The sequence below is a fragment of the Stappia sp. genome (genome assembly GCF_048261845.1).
Lineage (GTDB): Bacteria > Pseudomonadota > Alphaproteobacteria > Rhizobiales > Stappiaceae > Stappia.
The window spans coordinates 1-25,104 of the sequence record NZ_JBLXFR010000055.1 but is presented as its reverse complement, the minus strand read 5'-3'; the positions used below and the strand labels follow the sequence as shown (position 1 = coordinate 25,104).

The 25,104-nt window shown below is 66.7% G+C and carries 25 protein-coding genes; 10 read left to right on the top strand and 15 right to left on the bottom strand.

The window, feature by feature from the left end; translation table 11 throughout:
* The 4 genes from ACN0T5_RS17540 to ACN0T5_RS17525 all read right to left on the bottom strand — a co-directional run.
* The coding region (locus ACN0T5_RS17540) for an SDR family NAD(P)-dependent oxidoreductase (RefSeq protein WP_417769910.1) at nt 1–388 on the bottom strand (388 nt) is incomplete at its 3' end.
* Nucleotides 389–524: 136 nt separating this feature from the next.
* Nucleotides 525–1,325, bottom strand: coding sequence for a phytanoyl-CoA dioxygenase family protein (locus ACN0T5_RS17535; RefSeq protein ID WP_417769909.1), 801 nt, complete (start codon nt 1,323–1,325; stop codon nt 525–527).
* A gap of 30 nt (nt 1,326–1,355) precedes the next feature.
* On the bottom strand, nt 1,356–2,045 hold the full coding sequence (locus ACN0T5_RS17530; protein WP_417769908.1) for a GntR family transcriptional regulator: 690 nt from the start codon (nt 2,043–2,045) through the stop codon (nt 1,356–1,358).
* A gap of 310 nt (nt 2,046–2,355) precedes the next feature.
* A complete protein-coding gene (locus tag ACN0T5_RS17525; protein WP_417769907.1) occupies nt 2,356–2,718 on the bottom strand; it encodes an MmcQ/YjbR family DNA-binding protein in 363 nt (120 codons plus the stop codon).
* A 191-nt stretch (nt 2,719–2,909) separates the two neighbouring features.
* On the opposite strand from ACN0T5_RS17525, the gene ACN0T5_RS17520 reads away from it, so the two are divergent.
* Complete coding sequence (locus ACN0T5_RS17520; RefSeq protein ID WP_417769906.1) at nt 2,910–3,491, top strand: NADPH-dependent FMN reductase; 582 nt, start codon at nt 2,910–2,912, stop codon at nt 3,489–3,491.
* 71 nt (nt 3,492–3,562) lie between these two features.
* Here the strand turns inward: ACN0T5_RS17520 and ACN0T5_RS17515 are convergent, their stop codons facing one another.
* From ACN0T5_RS17515 to dnaK, 4 genes are all read right to left on the bottom strand, one after another.
* On the bottom strand, nt 3,563–4,171 hold the full coding sequence (locus ACN0T5_RS17515; RefSeq protein WP_417769905.1) for a class I SAM-dependent methyltransferase: 609 nt from the start codon (nt 4,169–4,171) through the stop codon (nt 3,563–3,565).
* 181 nt (nt 4,172–4,352) lie between these two features.
* Nucleotides 4,353–5,483, bottom strand: a complete 1,131-nt coding sequence (dnaJ, locus tag ACN0T5_RS17510) for a molecular chaperone DnaJ (protein WP_417769904.1) — start codon at nt 5,481–5,483, stop codon at nt 4,353–4,355.
* On the bottom strand, nt 5,483–6,376 hold the full coding sequence (locus ACN0T5_RS17505) for an FkbM family methyltransferase (protein WP_417769903.1): 894 nt from the start codon (nt 6,374–6,376) through the stop codon (nt 5,483–5,485). The genes dnaJ and ACN0T5_RS17505 overlap by 1 nt, the downstream gene beginning before the upstream one ends.
* A gap of 152 nt (nt 6,377–6,528) precedes the next feature.
* Nucleotides 6,529–8,451 (bottom strand): molecular chaperone DnaK, encoded by a 1,923-nt coding sequence (dnaK, locus tag ACN0T5_RS17500; RefSeq protein WP_417769902.1) that lies wholly within the window; start codon nt 8,449–8,451, stop codon nt 6,529–6,531.
* A gap of 393 nt (nt 8,452–8,844) precedes the next feature.
* Here dnaK and ACN0T5_RS17495 point away from each other — a divergent pair, with 393 nt between their 5' ends.
* The 7 genes from ACN0T5_RS17495 (at nt 8,845) to modC (ending at nt 15,581) form a co-directional block, all read left to right on the top strand.
* Nucleotides 8,845–10,329, top strand: coding sequence for a SulP family inorganic anion transporter (locus ACN0T5_RS17495; protein WP_417769901.1), 1,485 nt, complete (start codon nt 8,845–8,847; stop codon nt 10,327–10,329).
* Nucleotides 10,330–10,348: 19 nt separating this feature from the next.
* Nucleotides 10,349–11,209 carry a universal stress protein gene (locus ACN0T5_RS17490; protein WP_417769900.1) on the top strand — a complete coding sequence of 287 codons (861 nt, stop codon included), beginning with the start codon at nt 10,349–10,351 and terminating at the stop codon, nt 11,207–11,209.
* Between the two features lie 148 nt (nt 11,210–11,357).
* A complete protein-coding gene (gene pdxH, locus ACN0T5_RS17485) occupies nt 11,358–11,993 on the top strand; it encodes a pyridoxamine 5'-phosphate oxidase (protein WP_417769899.1) in 636 nt (211 codons plus the stop codon).
* 164 nt (nt 11,994–12,157) lie between these two features.
* The gene (locus ACN0T5_RS17480; protein ID WP_417769898.1) at nt 12,158–12,646 is read left to right on the top strand and encodes a DUF992 domain-containing protein; all 489 of its coding nucleotides are present in this window, start codon (nt 12,158–12,160) and stop codon (nt 12,644–12,646) included.
* Between the two features lie 302 nt (nt 12,647–12,948).
* Complete coding sequence (gene modA, locus ACN0T5_RS17475; RefSeq protein ID WP_417769911.1) at nt 12,949–13,758, top strand: molybdate ABC transporter substrate-binding protein; 810 nt, start codon at nt 12,949–12,951, stop codon at nt 13,756–13,758.
* A 21-nt stretch (nt 13,759–13,779) separates the two neighbouring features.
* Nucleotides 13,780–14,475 carry a molybdate ABC transporter permease subunit gene (gene modB, locus ACN0T5_RS17470; protein ID WP_417769897.1) on the top strand — a complete coding sequence of 232 codons (696 nt, stop codon included), beginning with the start codon at nt 13,780–13,782 and terminating at the stop codon, nt 14,473–14,475.
* Nucleotides 14,472–15,581, top strand: coding sequence for a molybdenum ABC transporter ATP-binding protein (gene modC / locus ACN0T5_RS17465; protein ID WP_417769896.1), 1,110 nt, complete (start codon nt 14,472–14,474; stop codon nt 15,579–15,581). The genes modB and modC overlap by 4 nt, the downstream gene beginning before the upstream one ends.
* Before the next feature lie 21 nt (nt 15,582–15,602).
* On the opposite strand, the gene ACN0T5_RS17460 is transcribed toward modC, so the two are convergent.
* The 7 genes from ACN0T5_RS17460 to ACN0T5_RS17430 all read right to left on the bottom strand — a co-directional run bounded on the left by ACN0T5_RS17460 (nt 15,603) and on the right by ACN0T5_RS17430 (nt 21,918).
* Entirely contained in the window at nt 15,603–17,336 is a 1,734-nt protein-coding gene (locus ACN0T5_RS17460; protein ID WP_417769895.1) for a SulP family inorganic anion transporter, read from the bottom strand.
* Nucleotides 17,333–17,614, bottom strand: coding sequence for a helix-turn-helix domain-containing protein (locus tag ACN0T5_RS17455; protein ID WP_417769894.1), 282 nt, complete (start codon nt 17,612–17,614; stop codon nt 17,333–17,335). The genes ACN0T5_RS17460 and ACN0T5_RS17455 overlap by 4 nt, the downstream gene beginning before the upstream one ends.
* A 168-nt stretch (nt 17,615–17,782) precedes the next feature.
* A complete protein-coding gene (gene phnE, locus ACN0T5_RS17450) occupies nt 17,783–18,598 on the bottom strand; it encodes a phosphonate ABC transporter, permease protein PhnE (RefSeq protein ID WP_417769893.1) in 816 nt (271 codons plus the stop codon).
* A 1-nt stretch (nt 18,599) separates the two neighbouring features.
* A complete protein-coding gene (gene phnE / locus ACN0T5_RS17445; RefSeq protein WP_417769892.1) occupies nt 18,600–19,412 on the bottom strand; it encodes a phosphonate ABC transporter, permease protein PhnE in 813 nt (270 codons plus the stop codon).
* Between the two features lie 3 nt (nt 19,413–19,415).
* The gene (phnC, locus tag ACN0T5_RS17440; protein ID WP_417769891.1) at nt 19,416–20,234 is read right to left on the bottom strand and encodes a phosphonate ABC transporter ATP-binding protein; all 819 of its coding nucleotides are present in this window, start codon (nt 20,232–20,234) and stop codon (nt 19,416–19,418) included.
* A 103-nt stretch (nt 20,235–20,337) separates the two neighbouring features.
* Complete coding sequence (gene phnD / locus ACN0T5_RS17435) at nt 20,338–21,309, bottom strand: phosphate/phosphite/phosphonate ABC transporter substrate-binding protein (protein ID WP_417769890.1); 972 nt, start codon at nt 21,307–21,309, stop codon at nt 20,338–20,340.
* 156 nt (nt 21,310–21,465) lie between these two features.
* A complete protein-coding gene (locus tag ACN0T5_RS17430; protein WP_417769889.1) occupies nt 21,466–21,918 on the bottom strand; it encodes an Lrp/AsnC family transcriptional regulator in 453 nt (150 codons plus the stop codon).
* A gap of 130 nt (nt 21,919–22,048) precedes the next feature.
* Between ACN0T5_RS17430 and ACN0T5_RS17425 the strand changes: the two genes are divergently transcribed.
* Together ACN0T5_RS17425 and ACN0T5_RS17420 are read left to right on the top strand one after the other, a co-directional pair.
* The gene (locus ACN0T5_RS17425; protein ID WP_417769888.1) at nt 22,049–23,254 is read left to right on the top strand and encodes a methionine gamma-lyase; all 1,206 of its coding nucleotides are present in this window, start codon (nt 22,049–22,051) and stop codon (nt 23,252–23,254) included.
* A 191-nt stretch (nt 23,255–23,445) separates the two neighbouring features.
* Nucleotides 23,446–25,104: 1-deoxy-D-xylulose-5-phosphate synthase N-terminal domain-containing protein (locus ACN0T5_RS17420; protein ID WP_417769887.1), on the top strand; the 1,659-nt coding region annotated here is incomplete at its 3' end.

The following is a 25,104-nucleotide window of genomic DNA, read 5'->3' as shown; positions in this document are numbered from 1 at the left end:
GGTTGATCGCGATGACCCGGTTCCAGCTCTCTTCGCTGGCCTCCACCGGCCCCCCTGTTTCGGAGATGCCGACATTGTTGTGCAGGATGTCGATGCGGCCGAAGCGGGTGAGGCAGGCGGCGACCATCGCGGCGACATCGGCATCGCGAGAGACGTCGGCCTCGCCCGTTTCGCAGGTGCCGCCCTCCGCCTCGATGATGTCGCGTGTCGCCGCCGCTGCGCGCGCGTCGCGATCGACCGCGAAGATCGTCGCCCCCTGCCGGGCGAAGAGCACCGCGGCGGCCTTGCCGTTGCCCCAGCCTTCGCCGGAGGAGCCGGCGCCGACCACCATGGCGATCTTGCCGGCGAGCCGGCCCGTCGGTGTGGAGGGCATGCTGTCTGTCGTCATCTGCGATATCCCGGGAAAGAGCCGTCGGCTTGTGTGAAAACGGATCCGGGCAGCGCGTTGCCGCCCGGATCCTTCTCTGTGGGACTTGGGAGCCACGGCCCTTGCGGGCGTGGCGTCTGTCTCCTGTGGGAGGAGCTTATTCCGCCGCCTCGCGGTGGGCGCGCGCATGGCGCAGCAGCGCGTCGTCCTCGACCGGTTCGATCGGCGTGAAATCGCGATGGGCAATGTATTCGGGCCGCGTCGGCTTGCGGATCGCATTGGAGACCGTCGACAGCGTCAGGTAGACGATCTTGCGCGGGTAGGGGGTGATGTTGCCCGACGAACCGTGCACCAGGTTGCCGTGATGGATGAGCAGCCCGCCGGCCTTGCCGGTCGGCGCCGCGATCCCGCCCTTGGCGGCAAGGTCCGTCACCGTCTCGTTGTCGAGCGTCCACAGCCCGTAGCTGGTCGTCGTGGTGTCGTATTCGGATTTCAGCTGGCCGTGCGTATGCGAGCCGGCGATCACCATCAGCGGCCCGTTGATCGGCAGCACGTCGTCGAGGAAGACGGAGATGTTCATCGCCCGCGGCTCGGGCATGCCGTCGTCCTTGTGCCAGGTCGGGAAGTCTTGGTGCCATTGCCACACGTCGCCGGTGAAGGCCGCCTTGGCGTTGACCTTGAACTGATGCATGTAGAGCTGTTCGCCGAAGATCTGCTGCACCGGCTCGATCAGGCGGGGATGCCGCCCCAGCAGCCGGAACGCCTCGTTGTAGGTATGGCAGGCGAAGGCCGTGCGCGGCGTGCCGTCCTTCTCGCGCCAGATCTCCTTGCGGTCCTCGTCGAAGATGCCGGACGCGGCCTCGCGCATCACCGCGACCTCTTCCGGCGAGAAGGCTTCCGGCAGGAACAGGAAGCCCTGTTGGTTGAACTCGGCAATCTGCTCGTCTGTCAGTTTCATGGGTCGTTCCTCCTCGGTTGGCTTCGGCTCTCAGGCCGAATGCCTCAGTGTCCGGCCTTCGCGCAGCCGGGCTTCCGTCTCGCGCCCGGCGACTTCCGCGTGGGCGCGCGCCGCTTCCTCCGCGGCAATGTCTCCGCCGAGCACCAGCCGGGCGATCTCGCGATGTTCCTGCCAGGCCTTGGCACGAAAGCCGCCGACATCGAGCACCAGCCGCATCGAGCGCATCATGTGGGCGAATTGCGGTTCCAGCGTCTCGGCGATCCGTCGGTTGTCCGACATGGCGATGATCTGGTTGTGAAAGGCGATGTCGAGCGCGATGCGCTCGTCCGTCGGCGTCTCGTCACTGAAGGCGCCGGCCTTGTCGAGGATCGCGGTGAGGGTGTGGCCCGCCGCTTCCGGCATCTTTCCGGCCGCGACGCGTTCGGCCGCGAGCCGTGCGGCCAGCGCGTCGAGTGCCGCGCGCACCTGGTAGACATCGCGCAGATGCGCCGGGTCGATCTCGGTGACCTTGAGCCCCTTGCGTCCGGTTTCCTCGACCAGCCCGTCGCGTTTCAGAAGCTGCAGGGCGTGGCTGACCGGCTGGCGCGAGACCCCGAGCCGGTCGGCAAGCTCGGCCTGGCGGATGCGCTCTCCAGGCGCCAGCGCGCAGGTGGCGATCGCATGGCGCAGCTTGTCATAGACGCGGTCGACGAGGATCGGTGTCTGGTCGATCAGTTCCATCCGGTGTCCGTCCCCTGTTCGCGCCACCGGCCGTTGCGGGCGATGTCTGGAATTTGGAATTCCGAATTCAAACATGCAGTGTCATGGGCGTCAAGATGGAATTCCGAATTCTCAAATGGACGCGTGCCGGCACACGGCGACGGCCGCGCGGCAGGGCGTGGGAAGGGGTGCGGCGCCAACCGTGAGGAGGGGCGTTGGACGGGATGCGGAAGCTGGACGGCAGGACGACGGGAAAGAAAACGGAGAAAGGGCGCGGTGACCCCAGGGAGGTCTGGCGCCGGCAACCGGTTCTGCGGTCAGCCGGGCTGTGTCAGTTGTCCTGGAGACCGAGTTCGCGGCGCCGGGCGCGGGTCAGCTTCGCCGCGACGATCCGGTGCGCCTCGGCGATATGCGCGCGCAGGTCCTCCTCGCCGAGCGGCGCGCCGCCGCGCACCTGCACCCAGGAGGCGCGGGCGAGATAGGGCGCGGGCACCACATGATCGAGCTCGGTCAGGATCTTGTAGCTGAGCTCGGAACACTTGAAGGCAATCGCCTCGCCGGCGCCTTCGCCCCAGTTCGAGCATATGGCAAAGATCTTGCCGCCCACCTTCCAGACGGAAGCGTTGCCCCACTGGACGACATGGGTCGTCGCCGCGAGTGTCGCGCAATAGGCGTCGAAATCCGCACGCGTCATTCTGATTTGACCTCGTTCCGGATGGGGTGAAGCCGAGGTTTGCCCCGAGCCTGCATGGACATGGCATTCGGGTGACGATCGGGAATCACGACGCCGCCACCCTGGAGATTGTCGAGCTTGGCCATATATGCCGGGTAACGCAACCAGCACCGGACGCTGCATGGCGAGCCGGTCCGACCTGAAAGGATATCATGCAAGACGTCCGCATTCTCGTCCTGTCCGGCTCGATCCGTTCCGGCTCCTACAACACGCAACTTGCGGGGCTGGTGGCAAAATACGCAGCCCTTTCCGATGCGCAGGTGACGCAGGTCTCGCTCGCCGACTATCCGATGCCGATCTATGACGCGGATCTTGAGAAGGAGAAAGGCGCGCCGGAGGCGGCAAGGAAGCTGAAGGCGGTGTTCCAGAAACACAATGGCGTCTTCATCGCCTCGCCGGAATACAACACCGCCATCACGCCGCTTCTGAAGAACACGCTCGACTGGGTGTCGCGTCTGTCGGGCGAGGGGGAGCCGCCGGCGGCGGCCTTCAGGAACCGGGTCTTCGCGCTGGGAGCAGCCTCGACCGGCGCGCTTGGCGGCATTCGCGGGCTGATCGGCCTCAGGACGATCCTGGAGATCGGTCTCGGCGCACTGGTGATCCCGGACATGGGCATGGTGCCGAATGCGAAGTCGGCCTTCGACGAGCACGGCGAGCCCGTCAACGAGCGCACGGCCAGGCTTCTGCAGGCGATGGTCGACCGGTTGATCGCGGAAGTGAAGCTGCGCGGCTGAGCGCAAGGCGCGCGTGTCGCGAGCTGGAACCCGAGCCTTGCCTCACGCGCCTCGGCCGGAGGATTTCGGTCTCAGGCGGTGTTGCGGCGGTAGACCCACACGCGCGCCGGCGGCAGGTTCTTCAGGATCCAGCCGCTGCGCTGCACCGTGAATTTCCCGGGCTCGGGCTCCACCGGCGGCACCAGCGCATAGGAAAACTGGATGAAGGGCGCGCCCGGCTGCAACAGCTCGAAGGCTTCCATGAGGAGAGCCCGGCGTTCCGCCTTGGGACGCGAGAACAGCGGCAGGGAGGAGACGATGCTGGCGAGCGAGCCGGAGGGAATGTTCGCCAGCGTCTTGCGCAGGCTGTAGGCATCGCCTTCGATGACGGCCATGTCGGGATAGCGGCGGCGCAGGAGCCGGCAGAAGTCTTCGTTGTACTCCAGCGCGATCACGCGCTCGGTTGCGATGCCGCGCTCCAGGATCGCGTGGGTCACGACGCCGGTGCCCGGTCCCAGCTCCAGGACGGCCCCCGGCCGGTCGCGCTCGATGAAGCTTGCCATTCGCCGCGTCAGGTCGGGGCCGGACGGGCTCACCGCGCCGGTGGTCAGCGGGTTTTCCGCCCAGTTGCGGATGAAGCGTATCTCGTCGGCAATCTTCGCCGAGAAGCCCTTGACCTTGCGCGCGGAAACATCGAGCATTTTGAAACCCATCCTGAAATCGTCAAAAAAACGTGCCGTCCGAGGCTTTCGGCCTCTCAGGTTGGCACGGCAAGATGGGTGGGCCTCATGGCGAATTCATGGCGCGGCCACAACCCGGGTGCGCATCTCCCGTCAACACGACACTGTGAGGTTTACGCGGCGATCCGCGAAACGGACCGCCTCAACCGCCGAGATTGTCGAGAAAGTCCTTCACCTTGGCGAAGAATCCATGCGATTCCGGATGCGTGTCGCCGGAGGATTCCTGCTCGAATTCGGCCAGCAACTCGCGCTGCCGCTTGGTCAGGTTGGCCGGGGTCTCGACAGTCACCTGGATATAGGCATCGCCGAACTGCTGCGAGCGCATCACCGGCATGCCCTTGCCGCGCAGGCGGAACTGCTTGCCCGTCTGGGTGCCTTCGGGAACCTTCACCCGTGTGGTCTCGCCGTTCAGCGTCGGCACTTCGAACTGGCCGCCAAGGGCGGCCGTCGTCATCGAGATCGGCACCCGGCAATAAAGGTCCGCGCCGTCGCGCTGGAAGAAGGCGTGCGGGCGGATCGACAGGAAGATGTAGAGATCGCCGGACGGGCCGCCGCGCAGGCCTGCCTCGCCCTCGCCGCCGAGGCGGATGCGCGTGCCATCCTCGATGCCGGCGGGAATGTTGACCGACAGCATCCGGTTGACGGTCTTGCGGCCGGCGCCCGAGCACTCGCCGCAAGGGTCGGCGATCACCTGGCCGCGCCCCTGGCAGGCCGCGCAGGTGCGCTCAAGCGTGAAGAAGCCCTGCGACGCCCTGACCCGGCCGGAGCCGCCGCAGGTGCGGCAGATGGTGGGCGCGGTACCGGGCTTGGCGCCGGAGCCGGAGCACGCCTCGCAGGAAATCGAGGTCGGAACCTCGATCTCGACCGCCTTGCCGGAAAAGGCTTCCTCCAGCGAGATGTCCAGATTGTAGCGCAGGTCCGCGCCCCGGTCGCGGCCACCGCCGCGCCGGCCGCCGGCCATGCCGAAGAACTCGTCGAAAATGTCGGACATTGCCGAGGCAAAATCGCCGGGATGGCCACCGCCGCCGCGTGCGCCGAACCCGCCATTCTCGAAGGCGGCATGGCCGAACCGGTCATAGGCCGCGCGTTTTTGCGGGTCCTTCAGCGTGTCATAGGCTTCGCTGACTTCCTTGAAGCGGTTCTCCGCGTCCCCGTCCCCGGGGTTGCGATCCGGGTGGTACTGCATGGCGAGCTTGCGATAGGCGCTCTTCAACGCCTTCTCGTCGGCATCGCGGGCAACGCCCAGCACCTCGTAGTAGTCGCGCTTTTCCATCAGGCTGTTCCATCCCTGCGCCCGGCCGTATCGGCATCCTGCGGCTCGACGCGCCGAAGCAGCGCGTTGAGGCGGGTGCGGCGGGCGAGTTCGTATCCATTGTCGAGGCAGATGCGGACGACGCCCGGCAACGCCTTTTCCTTGCCCGCCTCGACCACGATGAAGCCGGGGCGCAGCTCCCTCGGTCCGTTGGCGAACAGGCCGCGAAGCGCGGCCTCGTCATGACCTTCCAGATCCACCTTCATCGCGTCGATGCGGGCGATCCCGCGCCTGGCGCAGATCTCGTGGATCGGCAGCACCTCGAAACTGTCGGCGTCTCCCTCGCCGGCGGCGCGCACCGTGTGCTCGCCGCGATTGCCCTCGTGGGCGAGGATCGCGCCGCGGCCGGCATGCTCGCCGACTGCGCAATCGGCAACCATCACGCAGTCGATGCCGGACGCCGCCAGATTGGCCTCCAGCCGCGCCCTTGTGCCCGCGTCCGGCTCGACGGCCAGCGCCACCACCTCACGCGACATCGCGCGCGCGGTGCTGACCATCCACAGGCTGTAGAGGCCGACATTGGCGCCGAGGTCGACAAACACGAACGGGGAGGAGGCCGAGGCGGCGAACACGTCGCGCAGGGCCGCGCGCTCGTCGGGGTCGAAGAGCTGGGCGCCGGCGACGGCACGCTTCTCGCAGCGATTGGAGGTCGGGTAGAGCCGCGCGCGGATCGAGGGAAACACCTCGACGTCGAACGGTCCGGGGGCGCCGCCGGTCGCCAGCTTGCGGATCAGCGAGACGCCGATCCGGCCCAGCCGGTTCTCCGGCATCGCGCCGGCCAGCCGGCGCAGTGCCTCGCGCGGAGCGGACAGGGCATGGGCGCCGAATGGCGGATCGAGCGAACGCAGCCTCATGCCCGGGTATCACACTCCAGCGTCAATGATCGGTTTCGGGGAAAGGCATGCGCGGGAGGGCAAACGGCCTTCCATCGCACGGCCGGACTCGATCGCGAAACGGCAAGAGGGCACGGCGCCCTGGCGGCGCCGTGCCCTTGGCGGTCCTGCAATCAGGCGGACTTCTTGTCGTCGTCGTCGCGGACTTCCTCGAAATCCGCATCGACGACATCGTCGTCGGCCTTGGGCGTCTCGCCGGTGTCGCCGGCCTGCGCGCCGTCTTCCTCGGACTGGGCTGCCTTGTACATGGCCTCGCCAAGCTTCATCGAGACTTCGGCCAGCGCCTGGGTCTTGGCCTGGATCTGTTCCAGGTCCTCGCCCTCGAGCGCGCTCTTCAGTTCGGCGAGAGCCGCCTCGATGGCGCCCTTGTCCTCGGCCGAGACCTTGTCGCCATAGTCCTTCACCGACTTTTCGGTCGAGTGGACCAGCGCCTCGCCCTGGTTGCGGGCCTCGACAAGCGACTTGCGCTTCTTGTCGTCGTCCGCATGGGCTTCCGCGTCCTTGACCATCTGCTCGATGTCCGCGTCCGAAAGACCGCCGGACGCCTGGATGCGGATCTGCTGCTCCTTGCCGGTGCCCTTGTCCTTGGCCGAGACGTTGACGATGCCGTTGGCGTCGATGTCGAACGTGACCTCGACCTGCGGCACGCCGCGCGGCGCCGGAGGAATGCCGACCAGGTCGAACTGGCCCAGCATCTTGTTGTCCGCCGCCATCTCGCGCTCGCCCTGGAACACCCGGATGGTCACGGCCGTCTGGTTGTCCTCGGCGGTGGAGAAGGTCTGGCCCTTCTTCGTCGGGATCGTCGTGTTGCGGTCGATCAGGCGGGTGAAGACCCCGCCCAGCGTCTCGATGCCGAGCGACAGCGGCGTCACGTCGAGCAACAGCACGTCCTTGACGTCGCCCTGCAGCACGCCGGCCTGGATCGCCGCGCCCATGGCCACGACCTCGTCCGGATTGACGCCCTTGTGCGGCTCCTTGCCGAAGAAGGTGGACACCACTTCCTGGATCTTCGGCATGCGGGTCATGCCGCCGACGAGAACGACTTCGTCGATCTGGCCGGCCGCGATGCCGGCATCCTTGAGGGCCGCCTTGCAGGGCTCGATCGTGCGCTGCACGAGGTCATCGACGAGGCTCTCGAACTTCGCCCGCGTCAGCTTCATCGTCAGGTGCTTGGGACCGGACGCGTCGGCGGTGATGAACGGCAGGTTGATCTCGGTCTGCGAGGACGACGAGAGCTCGATCTTGGCCTTCTCGGCCGCCTCCTTGAGGCGCTGCAGCGCGAGCTTGTCGTTCTTCAGGTCGATGCCCTGGTCCTTCTTGAACTCCGAGGCGAAATAGTCGACCAGGCGCATGTCGAAGTCCTCGCCGCCGAGGAACGTGTCGCCATTGGTGGACTTCACCTCGAACACGCCGTCGCCGATCTCCAGGATCGAGACGTCGAACGTGCCGCCGCCAAGGTCATAGACCGCGATGGTCTTGCCGTCGTTCTTGTCCAGACCGTAGGCGAGCGCCGCCGCCGTCGGCTCGTTGATGATGCGCAGCACCTCGAGACCGGCGATCTTGCCGGCATCCTTGGTCGCCTGGCGCTGGGCGTCGTTGAAATAGGCGGGAACCGTGATGACGGCCTGCGTCACCTGCTCGCCGAGATAGCTCTCGGCGGTTTCCTTCATCTTCTGCAGGATGAAGGCGGAGGCCTGCGAGGGCGAATACTTCTCGCCGCTCACTTCCACCCAGGCATCGCCATTGTCGGCCTTGACGATCGAGTACGGGACAAGCTTCTTGTCCTTCTCCACCGTCGGGTCGGAATAGCGCCGTCCGATCAGGCGCTTCACCGCAAACACCGTTCCGGTCGGGTTCGTCACCGCCTGGCGCTTGGCCGGCTGGCCGACGAGCCGCTCGCCGTCGTCGTTGAAGGCGACCATGGACGGGGTCGTCCGCGCGCCTTCGGAATTCTCGATCACCTTGGGAGCCTTGCCGTCCATGACGGCGATGCACGAGTTGGTCGTGCCGAGGTCGATACCGATGACCTTTGCCATATTGTCCTTCCTTTCCAGCAGACCGGTCGGACCCGTTACGGCATCGGACCGGTCCCTCTTCTCGTACGTCTTGTCGATACGTCGTGAAATGCTCCCCGCATGACGTGAACCAAGGATCGCGCAGCATGGGAGCGGAACGTGACCGGTATATATGTTGAGCAGTCGCGCACCGCAAGGCTGGCGGCACGCAAGGTTTCACCGGCCTCCGCTTCGCCGTCGCGGCGGATCGCCCCTTGTTGCGCCGCGGCGGAAACCGGCCTAGAAGCGGCACAAACCTCAACCGCCGGAGCGCGACCCGCATCCCCTGCGCTGCCCCCGCGCCGCCAGCGATGCCGTTCGTCTCTCCACGACACGTACCGACCCGCGCCGCGCGGCACCAGACCGGATGGCCTGATGTTCTCATTGTCCCACTATGCGCAGGACTGGACCGGCAATGTCCGCAAGGACGTCATTGCCGGCCTTGTCGTCGCCCTAGCCCTCATTCCCGAGGCGATCGCCTTTTCCATCATCGCCGGCGTCGACCCCAAGGTCGGCCTCTATGCTTCCTTCTCGATCGCCGTGATCACCGCCATTGTCGGCGGCCGGCCGGGAATGATCTCGGCCGCCACGGCGGCCACCGCCGTGCTGATGGTGACCCTGGTCAGGGAGCACGGGCTGCAATACCTGCTCGCGGCCACGGTGCTTGCCGGCCTTTTGCAGATCGCGGCCGGTCTCCTGAGGCTCGGTTCGGTCATGCGCTTCGTCTCGCGCTCGGTGATGACCGGCTTCGTCAACGCGCTCGCCATCCTGATCTTCATGGCGCAGCTGCCGGAACTCATCGGCGTCACCTGGCTGACCTACGCGATGGTCGCCGCCGGCCTCGCCATCATCTACCTCTTTCCGCGCCTGACGACGGCGATCCCCTCGCCGCTGGTCTGCATCCTGGTGCTGACCGCCGCCGCGATGGCCTTTGGCTTCGACGTGCGCACCGTCGGCGACATGGGCGAGCTGCCCGACACCCTGCCGGTGTTCCTCATTCCCGACATTCCGCTGACGCTGGAAACCCTGCTGATCATCCTGCCCTATTCGGCTGCCGTTGCCGCCGTCGGCCTGCTGGAATCGCTGATGACGGCCGCCATCGTCGACGACCTGACGGACACGCCCAGCGACAAGAACCAGGAATGCATCGGCCAGGGCATCGCCAATTCGGCCACCGCCTTCATCGGCGGCATGGCCGGCTGTGCGATGATCGGCCAGTCGATGATCAACGTGAAGTCGGGCGGTCGCGGCCGCCTGTCGACCTTTTCGGCCGGCATCATCCTTTTGTTCCTCATCGTCGCACTGGGCGAATGGGTGGCGCAGATCCCGATGCCGGCGCTGGTGGCGATCATGATCATGGTCTCTATCGGCACGTTCAGCTGGTCCTCGATCGTCAACCTCAAGGACCATCCGCGCTCCTCGTCGGTGGTCATGCTGGCGACCGTCGCCGGCGTGGTGCTCACCCACAATCTCGCCATCGGCGTGCTGATCGGCGTGCTCCTGTCGGGCATCTTCTTCGCCTGGAAGATCGCACAGATCTTCCGCGTCACCTCGAGCCTTTCGGCGGACGGGCGTGCGCGCACCTATGTGGTCGAGGGGCAGGTCTTCTTCGCCTCTGCCGAGGCCTTTACAGCCGCCTTCGATTTCAGGGAGGTTCTCGAGAAGGTGACGATCGACGTGTCGCGCGCCCATATCTGGGACATCTCGGCGGTGGCCTCGCTCGACATGGTCGTGCTGAAGTTCCGCCGCGAGGGCGCGGAAGTCGAGATCGTCGGCATCAACGAAGCGAGCGAGACGATCGTCGACAAGCTCGCCATTCACGACAAGCCCGGCGCGCTCGAACGCCTGATGGGCCACTGACAAGGCCGGAGGAACACCCATGACAAAGCTGATCGCCCTGGTCGACGGTTCCGTCTACTCGCGAAGCGTCTGCGAAAATGCCGCCTGGATCGCGGCGCGCGCCGGTGATGCCGCCCGGGTCGAGTTGCTGCATGTGCTCGGCCGTCGCCAGGCGGAGGGAGGCGCGGCCAACCTCTCCGGCAACATCGCGCTCGGTGCCCGCACCACGCTGCTCAACGAACTGGCCGAGCTGGACGTCCGCACGGCAAAGCTCGCCCAGGCCCGCGGCCGGGCGATTCTCGACGATGCCGCCAAGGTGCTGGACGAGGCCGGCGTCACGGATGTGGGCACCCGGCTGCGCGCCGGCGATCTGGTCGAGACGCTGGCCGAAATGGAAGCCGACGCCGATCTCGTCGTCATCGGCAAGCGCGGCGAGGCGGCGGACTTCGCCCGGCTGCATCTGGGGTCCAACCTGGAGCGGATCGCCCGTGTCGCGAAGAAGCCCGTCTTCGTCGCCGCCCGCGCCTTCCGCCCGATCGAGCGGATGCTGATCGCCTTCGACGGCGGCACCAGCGCGCTGAAGGCGGTCGACCACATCGCCCGCAGCCGCATCCTCTCCGGTCTCGACTGCCGCCTCCTGATGGTCGGCCAGGACACGCCGGAGGCGCGCCGTTCCCTCGATGGCGCCGCCGCGATCCTCAAGGGTGGCGGCTACGAGGTGACGGCCGAGATCCGTCCCGGCCAGCCCGACACGGTGATTTCCAGGGCGGTGGAGAACGACGGCATCGACTTGCTGGTCATGGGCGCCTACGGCCATTCGCGCATCCGCTCGCTGATCATCGGTTCGACCACGAGCGAGATGATCCGCTCCTGCAAGATCCCGGTCATGCTCTTCCGCTGAGGCGCGACGCCGCTGGCAAAGCTTTCCGGCTGCGATATAACCGCAAGGGACTGAAGCGGGCGGCCCCGCCGCCCGCCTCGCCCCCGTGCCGGGGTTTCTTTCACCCGGTCAGCCCACCACCCGATCAGCCAACGGGATGCAGCAACCGATGAGCGCCGAAACCGAGAGCCCTTCCCGAGACGAACTGGAGGCGCGCGTCGCCGCCGGCGATCCTTTCGCGATCTTCGCGGACTGGCTGGCGCTTGCGCAAGCGAGCGAGCCGAACGATCCCAATGCAATGGCGCTGGCGACAAGCGGCGCCAACGGGCTGCCGGACGTGCGCATGGTGCTGCTGAAGGAGTTCGACGAGGCCGGGTTCGTCTTCTACACCAACAGCCAGTCGCAGAAGGGCGACGAGCTGGCTGAGAACATGCAGGCCGCCGGCGTTCTGCACTGGAAGTCGCTGCGTCGCCAGGTGCGCTTTCGCGGGCCGGTCGAACTGGTCAGCGAGGCGGAGGCCGACGCCTATTTCGCGTCGCGGCCGCGCGACAGCCGCATCGGGGCCTGGGCGAGCCAGCAGTCGCGGCCGCTGGAAAGCCGCTTCGCCCTCGAGAAGGCGGTGGCGAAACACGCCACCCGCTTCGCCATTGGCGAGGTTCCCCGGCCCGACTACTGGACCGGTTACCGTATCCGCCCGCTCTATATCGAGTTCTGGATGGACAAGCCCTTCCGCCTGCACGACCGGCACGTCTTTCGCCGACCCGCGCCCGAGGGCGGCTGGACGACGGAACGCCTCTATCCGTAAACGGGCGGCCGCCGCTTTCGGGACGTACCGGCGGTCTGCCGTGGTGCCGCCCTCCGGTCTCTCCGGAGCGGCACCGGAACCTTTTTTCCCCTCGGCCGTTGACCAGGCAGCAACCAACAGCGGGCACCCCCTCCCGGGACTGCTCGCAACCATTGGAGGATTGCATGCTTCGAACCATTGGCCTTGCCGGAACCGCCCTTGTCGCCCTTGCCGTGTCCCCGCCGCTGGCGGTCGCGCAGGACGCGAAACCCGGCGTCGAGATCGGCAAGCTGACATGCGAGGTGAAGGGCGAAAGCAACTTCATCGTCGGCGGAACCAATTCACTCGCCTGCAGCTACCAGCCCGTCGACGGTGGTCCGGTCACCTTGTATCAGGGGGAAAGCCGTGAATTCGGCCTCGACATCGGCACGCAGGACAATGCGACGCTTGTCTGGGGCGTGTTCGCTCCGACCGCCGACACCGATCCCGGCGCCCTGGCCGGCAGTTATGGCGGCGTGACGGCCGGCGCGAGCCTTGGCGTCGGCCTGACGGCCAACGCGCTGCTGGGCGGCCTCGACAAGTCGATCGCGCTCAACCCGATCAGCGTGGAATCGCAGACCGGCACCAACCTGACCGTCGGCGTCAAGACGCTGGTGCTTGAGCCTGTCGGCTGAAGCATCCGGTCCGGATCGGGCACGGGAATTTTCGAAGGGCGGCGAACCGGTTGGTTCGCCGCCCTTCGTGCGTCGGCGGAACGCCGCCTGTGGCCACTCGCATCGCCTGGATTTCCTCTGCCGGCCAAACCGTCTAGGGTTCGCGCATGACAGTCGCAATCGAGACCAACAATATGCGCCCGCGCCTCGTGCTCGGGCCTGACGCGGCCTTTTGTCCGGGCAAGGCGGGCCTTCTGGAGACCATCGCCAGGACCGGCTTTGTCGGCCGTTCCTGCTCTCGTCTGCTTTCCTGCGCGCGCCGGATGCTGGTCGCGGCGGCCCTGCTGCTTGCCCTTGCCGGAACGGGCCTCGACGGCGCCTTCGCCCAAACCGGGGCCCAAACCGGGGCCCAAACCGGAACCGGGACGCCGGAACGCGGCAGTGTCACGGTGTTTGCCGCCGCCAGCCTGAAAAACGCCATGGATGCGATTGCCGCCGCGTGGCGGGCGCGGACGGGGCACGACGTCGTCGTCTCGCTTGCCGGCAGTTCGGCGCTGGCCCGCCAGATCCAGGCGGGAGCCCCGGCGGATATCTTCATCTCGGCCAATACCGACTGGATGGACAGGCTGGAGGCCGACGGCCTGCTGGTCGGGGGGACCCGCCGCGACCTGCTTGCCAATTCCATCGTCCTTGTTGCCCATGGCCGGAACGTCGCCCCCCTCGAGATTTCGCCCGCGCTCGACCTTTCCGGCCTCATTGGCGAGGAGAGGCTGGCGATGGCCCTTGTCGAGGCGGTTCCCGCCGGCATTTACGGCAAGGCCGCGCTGACGCGTCTCGGCCTTTGGGATGCTGTCGCGCCGAAGGTCGCGCAGGCGGACAATGTGCGTGCCGCCCTTGCCCTTGTCGCCACCGGCGAGGCCCCTTTCGGCATCGTCTATGCGACCGATGCGGCGGCCGAACCCGGGGTCACTTTGATCGGAACATTTCCCGCCGACACGCATCCCCCGATCGTCTATCCTGCCGCCGTGCTGGGCGGGCGCGACAACCCGCTGGCGGTCGACTTCCTGGCCTTTCTCGGCAGTGACGAGGCAACCACGATCTTTGCCGGCGAGGGGTTTGTGGTCCTCGACTGAGCTTGAGCGGAACGAACGCGAATGGATTTCCTGAGCCCGGAAGAATGGAGCGCGGTCGGCCTGTCGCTGCGGGTCTCGTTCTGGGCGACGCTTGTCAGCCTGCCGCCGGGCATTGCCGTTGCCATGCTGCTTGCCAGGGGAAACTTCCCCGGAAAGCAGCTTCTCAACGGCATCGTGCACCTGCCGCTGATCCTGCCGCCCGTCGTCACCGGCTATCTGCTGCTTTTGACCTTCGGCCGGCGCGCGCCGGTCGGAAGCTTCCTGCATGACGCCTTCGGCCTTGTCTTTGCGTTCCGCTGGACGGGCGCCGCCCTTGCCGCCGGCATCATGGCCTTCCCGCTGATGGTGCGCGCCATCCGCCTTGCCATCGAGGCGGTCGACCCGAAGCTGGAGCAGGCGGCCGGCACGCTCGGCGCGTCCCGCGCGATGGTCTTCGCCACCGTCACCCTGCCCCTGATCCTGCCCGGCGTCATCGCCGGGGCGATCCTTGCCTTCGCCAAGGCGATGGGCGAGTTCGGAGCGACCATCACCTTTGTCTCCAACATTCCCGGCGAGACCCAGACACTGCCCTCGGCGATCTACGCCTTCCTCCAGGTGCCGGGCGGCGAGGCCTCGGCCTTCCGCCTCGTGCTGGTGTCGATCGTGGTCGCCATGACCGCGCTGCTGGCCTCCGAATGGGTGGGCCGCGCCGTCGCCAGGCGGATTTCCGGCGCATGAGCCTCGACGTCTCCCTTCGCCATGCCTTCCCGGGTTTCACCCTCGATGCCCGCTTCGAGGCGCCCCCCGGCGTCACCGCCCTGTTCGGCCGCTCCGGTTCGGGCAAGACCACCATCGTCAACGCGCTGGCGGGCCTGCTCGCCGTCGATCATGGCCATGCGCGCATCAACGGCACCGTCCTCTTCGACACCGAAACCGGCATCCGGATCCCGCCGCATCGCCGCCGCATCGGCTATGTCTTCCAGGAGGGGCGCCTGTTTCCGCATCTGACGGTCCGCCAGAACCTCAATTACGGCCGCTGGTTCGCCGGCAACCGGGCGAGGACCACTGAGGGCGATGCATTCGCCCGCCTCATTGCCCTGCTCGGCATCGAGGCGCTGCTGGACCGTCGGCCGGGCACGCTCTCGGGCGGGGAGAAGCAGCGTGTCGCCATCGGCCGCGCCCTGCTCAGCCATCCCCGGCTCCTGCTGATGGACGAGCCGCTCGCCGCCCTTGACGAGGCGCGCAAGGCGGAGATCCTGCCCTTTCTCGAACGCCTCGCCCATGAAACCGAGGTGCCGATCCTCTATGTCAGCCATTCCGTCGCCGAGGTCGCGCGCCTCGCCACCACGGTCGTCGCGCTCGGTGAGGGCCGGGTCGTGCGCACCGGCACGCCGGCCGAGGTTCTGAGCGACCCGCGCGCCGTGCCGACGCTGGGCATTCGCGACGCCGGCGCGGTGATCCGCGCAAGGGTGCTGCGTCACCATGCCGACGGGCTGAGCGAGCTGGAAACCGCCGCCGGCCCCCTGTTCCTGCCGCAGGTCGCGGCGGCTGTCGGCACATTGGTGCGCGTGCGCATCCACGCGCAGGACGTGATCCTGTCGCGCGATGCGCCGGTCGGCCTTTCCGCGCTCAACATCCTGTCGGTGGAGGTGGCCTCGTTGCGCATGGGCGAGGGGCCGGGCGTCGTCGTCCAGCTGCGCGCCGGCGAGGAGCGGCTGCTTGCCCGCGTCACCCGCCGCTCTGCCGAGGCGCTGGCGCTTGCCCCCGGCCTTGCCTGCCATGCCATCCTCAAGTCGGTCGCCGTGGCGCAGGGCGATGTCTGGATCGAGGGTCGGGACGAGTGACCGGCGTCGCCGCGGCCGGTGTCAGCTTCCGGTCGCCGCGCGGGCGTGCCGCAGGCCCTCGTCGAGGGTTGCCGCGTAGGTGACGAGGGGCGCCACCAGCCCCTGGACGGCAAGCTGCCGGCGGATCTCGGGTGCGGTTCCCGTCAGGATCACGGCAACGCCGCGCCGCGTCGCCTTGCCGGCCAGGCTCTCGATGCTGTGTGCGGCGGTGGAATCGAGAAACGGCACGGCGGCAAAGTCGATCACCAGCGCCTTGTGGCTGTCGGCGATCCGCTCGAGCACGGCCGCGATCGAGGCGGCCGCGCCGAAGAAGAAGGCGCCCGAGATGCGGTAGACCACCACCTGCGGATCGACGGCGCTTGCCTCGTCATAGGGCTGGCGCCGGCCATCCGGCGTATCGGCCTGGTCCTCGGCGACGAAGGGCAGATGCGTTTCGACCGCCGTGATCTGCGACATGCGGTGAATGAACAGCACCGAGCCAAGCGCGAAGCCGACGACGATCGCTTCCGTGACATCGCGAAGGACCGTCAGGCCGAAGGTCGTCAACAGAACCAGCGCGTCGCCCCGCGAGGCGCGCAGAAGCGTCGCGAAGGCGTGCCTTTCGATCATGTTCCAGGCGACCACGGCCAGCAGGCCGGCGAGGCTTGCCAGCGGAATGTAGGCGGCCAGCGGCGCCGCGACCAGCATGAAGACCAGCAGGAACAGCGCATGCAGAATGCCGGCGACCGGCCCGTGCGCCCCCGAGCGCACATTGGTGGCGGTGCGGGCGATGGTGCCGGTGACGCAGAAGCCGCCGAACAGAGCCGAGCCGGCATTGGCGATCCCCTGCCCGACCAACTCGCAATTGGAGCGATGCCGGCGCCCGCTCATGCCGTCGGCGACCACCGCCGAGAGCAGCGATTCGATCGAGCCGAGCAGGGTGAAGGCAAGCGCGCTGGGCAGCACCGCGACGATCCGCTGAAGCGAGAGATCGGGCAGTGACGGCATCGGCAAGGAGGAGGGAATGCCGCCGAAACGCGAGCCGATCGTCTCCACCGGCAGTCCGGCAAGCGCCGTGACGAGGCCCGCCAGCGCGATGGCGACGAGCAGGCCCGGCCAGGCGGGCCGCCATCGCTTGAGCAGCACGATCACGGCAATGGTGGCGCCGGCGAGCGCCGCGCTTGCGGCATCGAAATCCGGCAGCGCAGCCCACAGGACGGGCAGCTTTTCCGCAAGCGGCCCCGGCTCCGGCCCTGACAGCTGCAACCCGAGCAGGTCCTTCACCTGGCTGGCGAAGATGATGACGGCGATGCCCGCGGTGAAGCCCACCGTCACCGGATAGGGCACGAATTTCACATAGGTGCCGAGGCGCAGCAGTCCGGCGACGACCAGCATCAGGCCGGACAGGAACGTGGCGAGCACCAGCCCCTCGACCCCGTGCGTCGCCACGGTCGTTGCCACCAGCACGATGAAGGCGCCCGCCGGCCCGCCGATCTGGAAGCGGCTGCCGCCGAGGGCCGAGACAAGAAAACCGCCGATGATGGCTGTCGTCAGCCCCTGTGCCGGTGATACGCCGGAGGCGATGGCGATCGCCATGGAAAGCGGCAGCGCGACGATGGCCACCGTCAGCCCGGCAATCGCGTCGGCTTTCAGATGCGCGCCCGTATAGCCCTCGCGCAGCACCGTGACGAGTTTGGGCGTGAACAGTTCGGCAAAGCCCGGCGCGCGGTCGCCGGACACGTCGCCATTGGCGGAGGAGGGGATCCGTGCCGTCATGACCCTGCTCCCCCGGCTTCGGCGGGCGGCGAGACCTCGATGAGCCGGACACCGCGTCCCTTGCCGGCGGAGGGCGCCTCCTCGCCGATCAGTTCGATGCCGGAGCGTGACAGTGCGTCCACCACCTTGGTCAGGCTGTCGACGACGCCGCGCACATTGCCGGAACTGGCTTCCATGCGCTGGATTGTCGGCACCGACACGCCGGCGCGCTCGGCCAGCGTCTTCTGGTCGATGCCGAGCAGTGCCCGCGCGGCGCGCATCTGGGCGGCGGTGATCATGTCGGATGGGCTCCAGCTTGGCAGTATCGATATCTCAGTCTGTCAAATTGATATGTCACATATCAATACGCAGAAACGCGGAGCCCGCAGCGGATGCGAAAAACGCCGGACCCGTTCCCGGATCCGGCGCTTGCTGCTTTCCTGGGGGTTGCAGGTCTTGCCGCCGCCTCAGATGATCGCGTGGCGGACCTTGGCCGAGACCCATTCGCTGAAGACGACGGTGGCCAGGATGACGAGCAGGATGGTGGTCACCTGCGGCCAGGCCAGCACGTTCAGCGAAGCCTGCAATTGCAGGCCGAGGCCGCCGGCGCCGACAAGGCCGAGCACGGCGCTCTCGCGGATGTTGATGTCCCAGCGAAACACCGAGATGCCCCAGAAGGCCGGCGCGATCTGCGGCCAGTAGCCATAGACCAGCACCTGGCCGCCGCTGGCGCCGGTTGCCTCGATTGCCTCCGTCTGGCTCGCGTCCGTCTCCTCGATCGCCTCGTAGAGCAGCTTGCCGACAAAGCCGATGGAGCGCAGCGCGATGGCGATGATGCCGGCAAGCAGGCCGGGCCCCAGGATCGAGACCAGCAGCAGCGCCCAGATCAGCGAGTTGATCGACCGCGAGGCGACGATGATGAAAAGCGCGACCGGCCGGGCGATCAGCAGGCTCGGCGTTGTGTTGCGCGCCGCCAGGAAGGCGACGGGCGTCGCGATGATGACACCCAGCATGGTGCCGAGCGTCGCGATGTTGAGCGTGTCCCACAGGGGCCAGAGCAGCTTTTCGATATAGGAAAGCCGCGGCGGAAACATGCGCGAGCCGATATCGGCCGCCTGTTGCGGCGCGTCCATGACGAAAAGCCAGATCGTGTCCTTCGTCATGATCTGCCAGCACCAGACGGTCAGCGCGACGAGCGCGAACCAGCCGCACCAGAGGGCAAGCCGCGCGCGCGGCGTGCGCAGGCTCCAGACCGGCCCGTTTTCGGTTTGCGTCACCGGCATCTTACTGCACCCGTTTGCGGATAAAGCTGGAGGAGTATTCGGCGAACATCACCACACCGATGATGATCAGGAGGATCGCTCCGGCGCTGTCATATTCGTAGCGGTCGATCGCCGTGTTCAGCGTCGCGCCGATGCCGCCGGCGCCGACGATGCCGATGACCGCGCTCTCGCGGAAATTGATGTCGAAGCGGTAGAGCGTCAGCCCGATCAGGCGCGGCATCACCTGCGGCTGCACCGCGTAGTTGACCAGCTGCCACCACGAGGCGCCGGTGGCGCGGATGGCCTCGGCCTGGGTCTCGTCGATGTCCTCGATGTCTTCCGCCAGCAGTTTCGCCAGGAAACCGATGGTGGCGAAGGACAATGTCAGGAAGCCGGCAAAGGGTCCGAAGCCGAACATCGCGACGAGCAGGATGGCGATGATGATTTCCTGCAAGGAGCGGCTCAGCGCGATCAGTCCCCGGCAGGCGTAATAGACGGCGGGCGGTGCGATGTTGCGTGCCGCGCCGATGCCGATCGGCACGGAAATCAGCACGCCGGCGACGGTCGCCGTCACCGTCATCGTCAGGCTCTCGATCATCCCGGCGCTGATATCCTTCCAGCGGCTGGTGAAGTCGGGCTTGAGGAAGCCCATGACGAAGCGGCCGCCCCGGTCGAGCCCGTCCCACACACGAGCCCAGTTGACGTCGACGGTGCTGACGGCGAGCACCAGGTAGATCAGGATGGCGGCATAGATCCCGTAGCGCCAGCGCGGATCGGGGATCATCGTCGCCGGCCGGCGCCAGCGGCGGGGATAGGTCGTGGCGGTCGTGCTCATGGCTCAGATCATCCCGGCCATGCGCTCGGCCGCGTCGCGTTCGGCGTGGTCGTCCTCTTCCGCCGCGCGGCGCATTGCGGTCCAGTCTTCCTCGCCGTAGATGCGGGTGAGCACGTTTTCGTCGAGAAGGTCGGGAGCGCCGTCGAAGACGACCTCGCCGGCCCTGAGGCCGATGATCCGCTGGGTGAACTGCTGCGCCAGCACCACGTCATGGATGTTGATGATCGCCGGCAATTCGCGCTCCGCGCAGATCTCGACAATGAGCCGCATGATCTGGCGCGAGGTCTTCGGGTCGAGCGAGGCGGTCGGCTCGTCGACCAGCAGCAGTTCCGGGTCCTGGGCAAGCGCGCGGGCAATGCCGACACGCTGGCGCTGGCCGCCCGACAGCGCGTCGGCGCGCTTGTCCGCGTGGTCGATCAGCCCGACCCGGTCGAGCAGGCGGAAGGCGTTCTGCACGTCGTCGCCGGGATATCGGCGCAGGAACGAGCGCCAGAAGCCGACATAGCCGAGCCGGCCCGACAGCACGTTTTCCATCACCGTCAGCCGTTCGACGAGGGCATATTCCTGGAAGATCATGCCGATCCGGCGCCGGGCACGGCGCAACTCGCCCGCCGGCAGTCCGGTGATGTTCAGGTCATTCAGCAGGACCCGGCCCTGGCTCGGTTCGACGAGGCGGTTGATGCAGCGGATCAGTGAGGACTTGCCGGCGCCCGACGGTCCGATCAATCCGACCACCTGTCCCTTGGGCACGGTGAAGCCGACGGACTTCAGGGCCTTGTCGCCGGTCTTGTAGGTCTTTGTGAGCGCATCGACTGTCAGCATGCGGTGTCCTGCGAAGAGTGCGTCGTGCCGGGTTGCCGGATCGGAAAAGGAGAATGGCGCGGGCGGAAGCCGCCCGCGCGCCCGGCGGTGCCGGTCTTGATGGTTACTGGCAGTTGTAGGAAACGTCGTTGGCGGCGTCGATCTGACGGATCACCGCCCAGTTGTCCTTGAAGGTGATCGGGATGAACTGCGCCTCGCCGGACTTGGAGAATTCCTTCTCCAGCGACGAACCTTCCCACTTGAAGGTGGCGAAGCCTTCCTTGATCTTTTCCTGCAGCTCCGGCTTCAGGTTGTGGGCGACGCCGTAGCCGGTCGTCGGGAAGGTCTGCGACTTGTAGATCGAGACGATCTGCTCCGCCTTGACCACTTCGCGATCGAGCATCCGGTGCATCACCGAGTTGGCGATGGCCGCGGCCGGATAGTCCTTGTTGGCAACGCCGAGGATCGAGTTGTCGTGCTTGCCGGAAAAAGCCGGCTCATAATCGGTGCCGGCAACCAGCCCGTATTCGGCCTTGAGCAGGGCCGAAGGCGCCTTGTAGCCGGAATTCGAGGTCTCGGCGGTGAAGGCGAGCGTCTTGCCCTTGATGTCCTCGGGCTTCTCGATGCCGGAGCCCGGATAGGAGATGATCTCCATCTCGTAGCCGAAGCTGCCGTCGGCCTTGGCCATCATGGTGAAGGGGCGGAACCCGGCGCAGGCGACGGCAAGCGGGTTGGAGCCCGTGTTGAACCCGGCGACATGCAGGCGGCCGGCGCGCATCGCCTCGATCTGGGCGGCGTTCGACTGGACGGGGAAGAACTGCACCTTCTTGCCGGTGACGCTTTCCATATGCGTCAGGAAGTCGGCCCAGGCCTCGGCATAGACGGCCGGATCCTCGACCGGCGTGTAGGCGAAGATCAGCGTCGAGGGGTCGACCTGCTGTGCGGGATCGGACGGGATGTCCGCGATCAGGTCGCCATCGGCGTCGCTGTAGCGGCTGTCGAGCTTGAATTCGGCCTGTGCCGCGCCGGCCAGCAGCGCGGTGAGAAGTGCGGCAACGCTGGCCGCACCGGCGACTTTCGTCAGGTGCTTGGTCATGTCAGTTCCTCCACTGGGGCGCGATGCGCATCCGTTGTCGTCCGGATGTCTGATAGGCGACCTCCATGAAGGCTGGATGACAATGTTAGCCGCGTCAAGAGCTTGCCGGAATGTGCGAAACATGAAGGGGTCCCGGCGGTCTGTATTCGGGCCCGTTCAACCCGGAAGGACCTGGGCATGCTTGACCGTGCCGAAGGCGAAACTCGATTCCAGCGAGGCGATACAGGGGATCTTGTGGATGCGCCGCCGCATGAAGTTCTCGTAGTCGGCGAGCGAGGCGACGACGACCTTCAGCAGATAGTCGCGATCGCCGGCAAGCAGATAGCAGTCCATGATTTCCTCGATACCGGCCACCGCCTTTTCGAACGTGGTCACGGTTTCCTGGGTATGCGGCGTAAGCTTCACCTGCAGGAACACCGTCACCGGCAGTCCGTAGGCCTGCGGGTCGACAATGGCCGCATAGCCGGAGATGACACCGGATTTCTCTAGGTTGCGCACCCGGCGCAGGCAGGGCGAGGGCGACAGGCCGACCCGTTCGGAGAGCTCCTGGTTGGTCAGGCGTCCGTCCTTCTGCAATTCGCGCAGGATACGGCGATCGATTTCGTCCAATGAATTCTCCTTCAGTGGCAGATTCTGCTAATATGAGCGCCTAGAGAAGCAAAATACGCCAGAACGCGCTATCTGGAAATCCATACCCTGTCGCCAGTTGAGCCCTACGGCCTGCACAGGAGTTGTTGCCATGACCACCAACCGTCCTCTCGGTTTCGCCACCCGCGCCATCCATCACGGCTACGATCCGCTCGCCAACGAGGGCGCGCTGACGCCGCCGGTGCACATGACCTCCACCTTTGCCTTCGAGACGGCCGGGGCAGGCGGCGAGATGTTTGCCGGCGAACGGGCCGGTCACGTCTATACGCGCATTTCCAATCCGACCCTGGCGCTGCTGGAGGACCGCATGGCGGTGCTGGAAGGCGGCGAGGCGGCGATCGCCTTCGCCTCCGGCATGGGGGCCATCACCGCGGTGATGTGGACCTTTCTTTCGCCCGGCGACGAGATCATCGTCGACAGGACGCTCTACGGTTGCACCTTCGCCTTCTTCCGCCACGGGCTGGCCAAGTTCGGCGTGACCGTCACCCATGTCGACATGCGCGATCCGGAAAACCTCCGCGCGGCGATCTCGGATCGCACCCGCATCGTCTATTTCGAGACGCCGGCCAATCCGAACATGCGCCTCGTCGACATTGCCGCCGTCTCGGCGATTGCCCGCAAGGCCGGGGCGAAGACCGTCGTCGACAACACCTATGCAACGCCGCTCCTGACCCGGCCGCTGGAACTGGGTGCCGACATCGTCGTCCATTCGGCGACCAAATATCTCGGTGGTCACGGCGATCTGGTCGCGGGCCTTGCCATCGGCAACGGCGCCGACATGCAGGCGGTGCGCCTGGTCGGCCTGAAGGACATGACCGGTGCCGTCATGGCCCCGCTCACCGCCCATCTGATCATGCGCGGACTGAAGACGCTGGAACTGCGCATGGAGCGGCATTGCGCCAGCGCCATGGCCGCGGCCGAACTGCTCGAGGCCCATCCTTCGGTTGCCGCCGTTCACTATCCCGGGCTTGCAGGCTTTCCCCAGCACGAGCTGGCCGCACGGCAGATGCCGGGTTTCGGCGGCATGATCGCCTTCGAACTGGTCGGCGGCATGGCGGCCGGCATCCGCTTCCTCGACGCCCTGCAGCTGGCGCGCCGCGCCGTCAGCCTCGGGGACGCCGAGACCCTCGTCCAGCATCCGGCCAGCATGACCCATTCGACCTACACGGCCGAGGAACGGCACGCCCACGACATCTCCGACGGACTGATCCGCCTCTCGGTCGGACTCGAGACGCCGGACGACATTCTCGCCGATCTGGACCAGGCCCTGCGGGGATTGCAAAAAGCCGCCGCGTAAACGGGGTTCTGGGGGAAGATTTTCGGCAATCTCGATAAAGCAGGAATCATTTTTTCGAATTTTTGATGTCGAACTTGTCGAAATCGGACGAAAATTGCACCGGATCCACCCTATCCTCGGTCGCTCGAACCACTGTTCGGGCGGCCGACCCGTCCGTCACTCCAGCTGTCATCCGAGAAGGGCAAGCGTTCATGGACACGTCCCGCAAGACCGCATTGAAGGCCATCGAGAAGAAGCTTCTCTGGCTTGCATGCTGGACCATCCACAATGCCAACCACCTGCGCGAAAAGGGCGACGGCATGAAGGTCGGCGGCCATCAGGCGTCCTGCGCCTCGATGGTATCGATCATGACGGCGCTCTATTTCGACTGCCTGCGCCCGCAGGACCGGGTGGCGGTCAAGCCGCATGCCTCGCCGCTCTTCCATGCGATGCAGTACCTTGCCGGCAACCAGACGCGCGAGAAGCTGGAGGCCTTCCGTGCCTATGGCGGCGCGCAGTCCTATCCCAGCCGCACCAAGGATGTCGACGACGTGGATTTCTCCACCGGCTCGGTCGGCCTCGGCGTCGCGATCACGGCGTTTTCCTCGATGATTCAGGACTATCTGGCGGCCAAGCCCTGGGCGAAGCCGCGCGATGAGGGGAGGATGATCGCGCTGGTCGGCGATGCCGAACTCGACGAGGGCAATGTCTATGAGGCCCTTCAGGAGGGCTGGAAGCACGGCCTCAGAAACACCTGGTGGATCATCGACTACAACCGCCAGAGCCTCGACGGCGTCGTCCGCGAAGGCCTTGCCGGGCGGATCGAGGCGATCTTCGGCGCCTTCGGTTGGGACGTGGTGCGGCTGAAATTCGGCGCCCTGCAGCGGGCCGCCTTCGAGGAGCCGGGCGGCGAAGCCCTGCGTGAATGGATCGACACCTGCCCCAACGCCCTTTATTCCGCGCTCACCTTCCAGGGCGGGGCGGCGTGGCGCAAGAGGCTGCTCGACGACATCGGCGACCAGGGCGATGTCAGCGCGCTGATCGAGCGCCGTTCCGATGCCCAGCTGCAGGAGCTGATGACCAATCTCGGCGGTCACTGCCTTGAAACCCTTGGCGAAAGCTTCGAGGAACAGGCGCGGCACGACCGCCCCGTCGCCTTCGTCGCCTACACGATCAAGGGTTGGAACACGCCGCTTGCCGGCCACAAGGACAACCATGCCGGCCTGATGACCCCGACCCAGATGGACGGGTTCCGCAGCCAGATGAATGTGCGCCCCGGCCACGAATGGGAGATGGCGGAAGGACTTGAGCTGGACGCGGCGGGCTTGCGCGCTGCCATCGACGAGACGCCGTTCTTTGCCGCAGGCCGGCGGCGGTTCCTGGCCGACCGGGTGGCGACGCCGGGGCCCGTGACGCTCGACGACAAGGTGCTCTCCACTCAGGCCGGCTTCGGCAAGGTGCTGGACCAACTCGCGAAATCCGATCATCCGCTGGCCGCGCGCATCCTCACCACCTCGCCGGACGTCACCGTCTCGACCAATCTCGGGCCTTTCGTCAACCGGCGCGGCCTGTTCTCCCGCGATGCGGTTGCCGACACGTTCCGCGACCAGCGGATCCCCTCGGCCCAGAAATGGGCGTTCTCGCCGGAAGGCCAGCACATCGAGCTCGGCATCGCCGAGATGAACCTGTTTCTGCTGCTGGGTGCGGCCGGCCTGTCGCATTCGCTCTTCGGCGAGCGCCTCATTCCGGTCGGCACGCTCTACGATCCGTTCATTTCGCGCGGCCTCGATGCGCTGAACTACGCCTGCTACCAGGACGCCCGCTTCATGGTCGTGGCAACGCCCTCGGGCGTGTCGCTGGCGCCCGAGGGC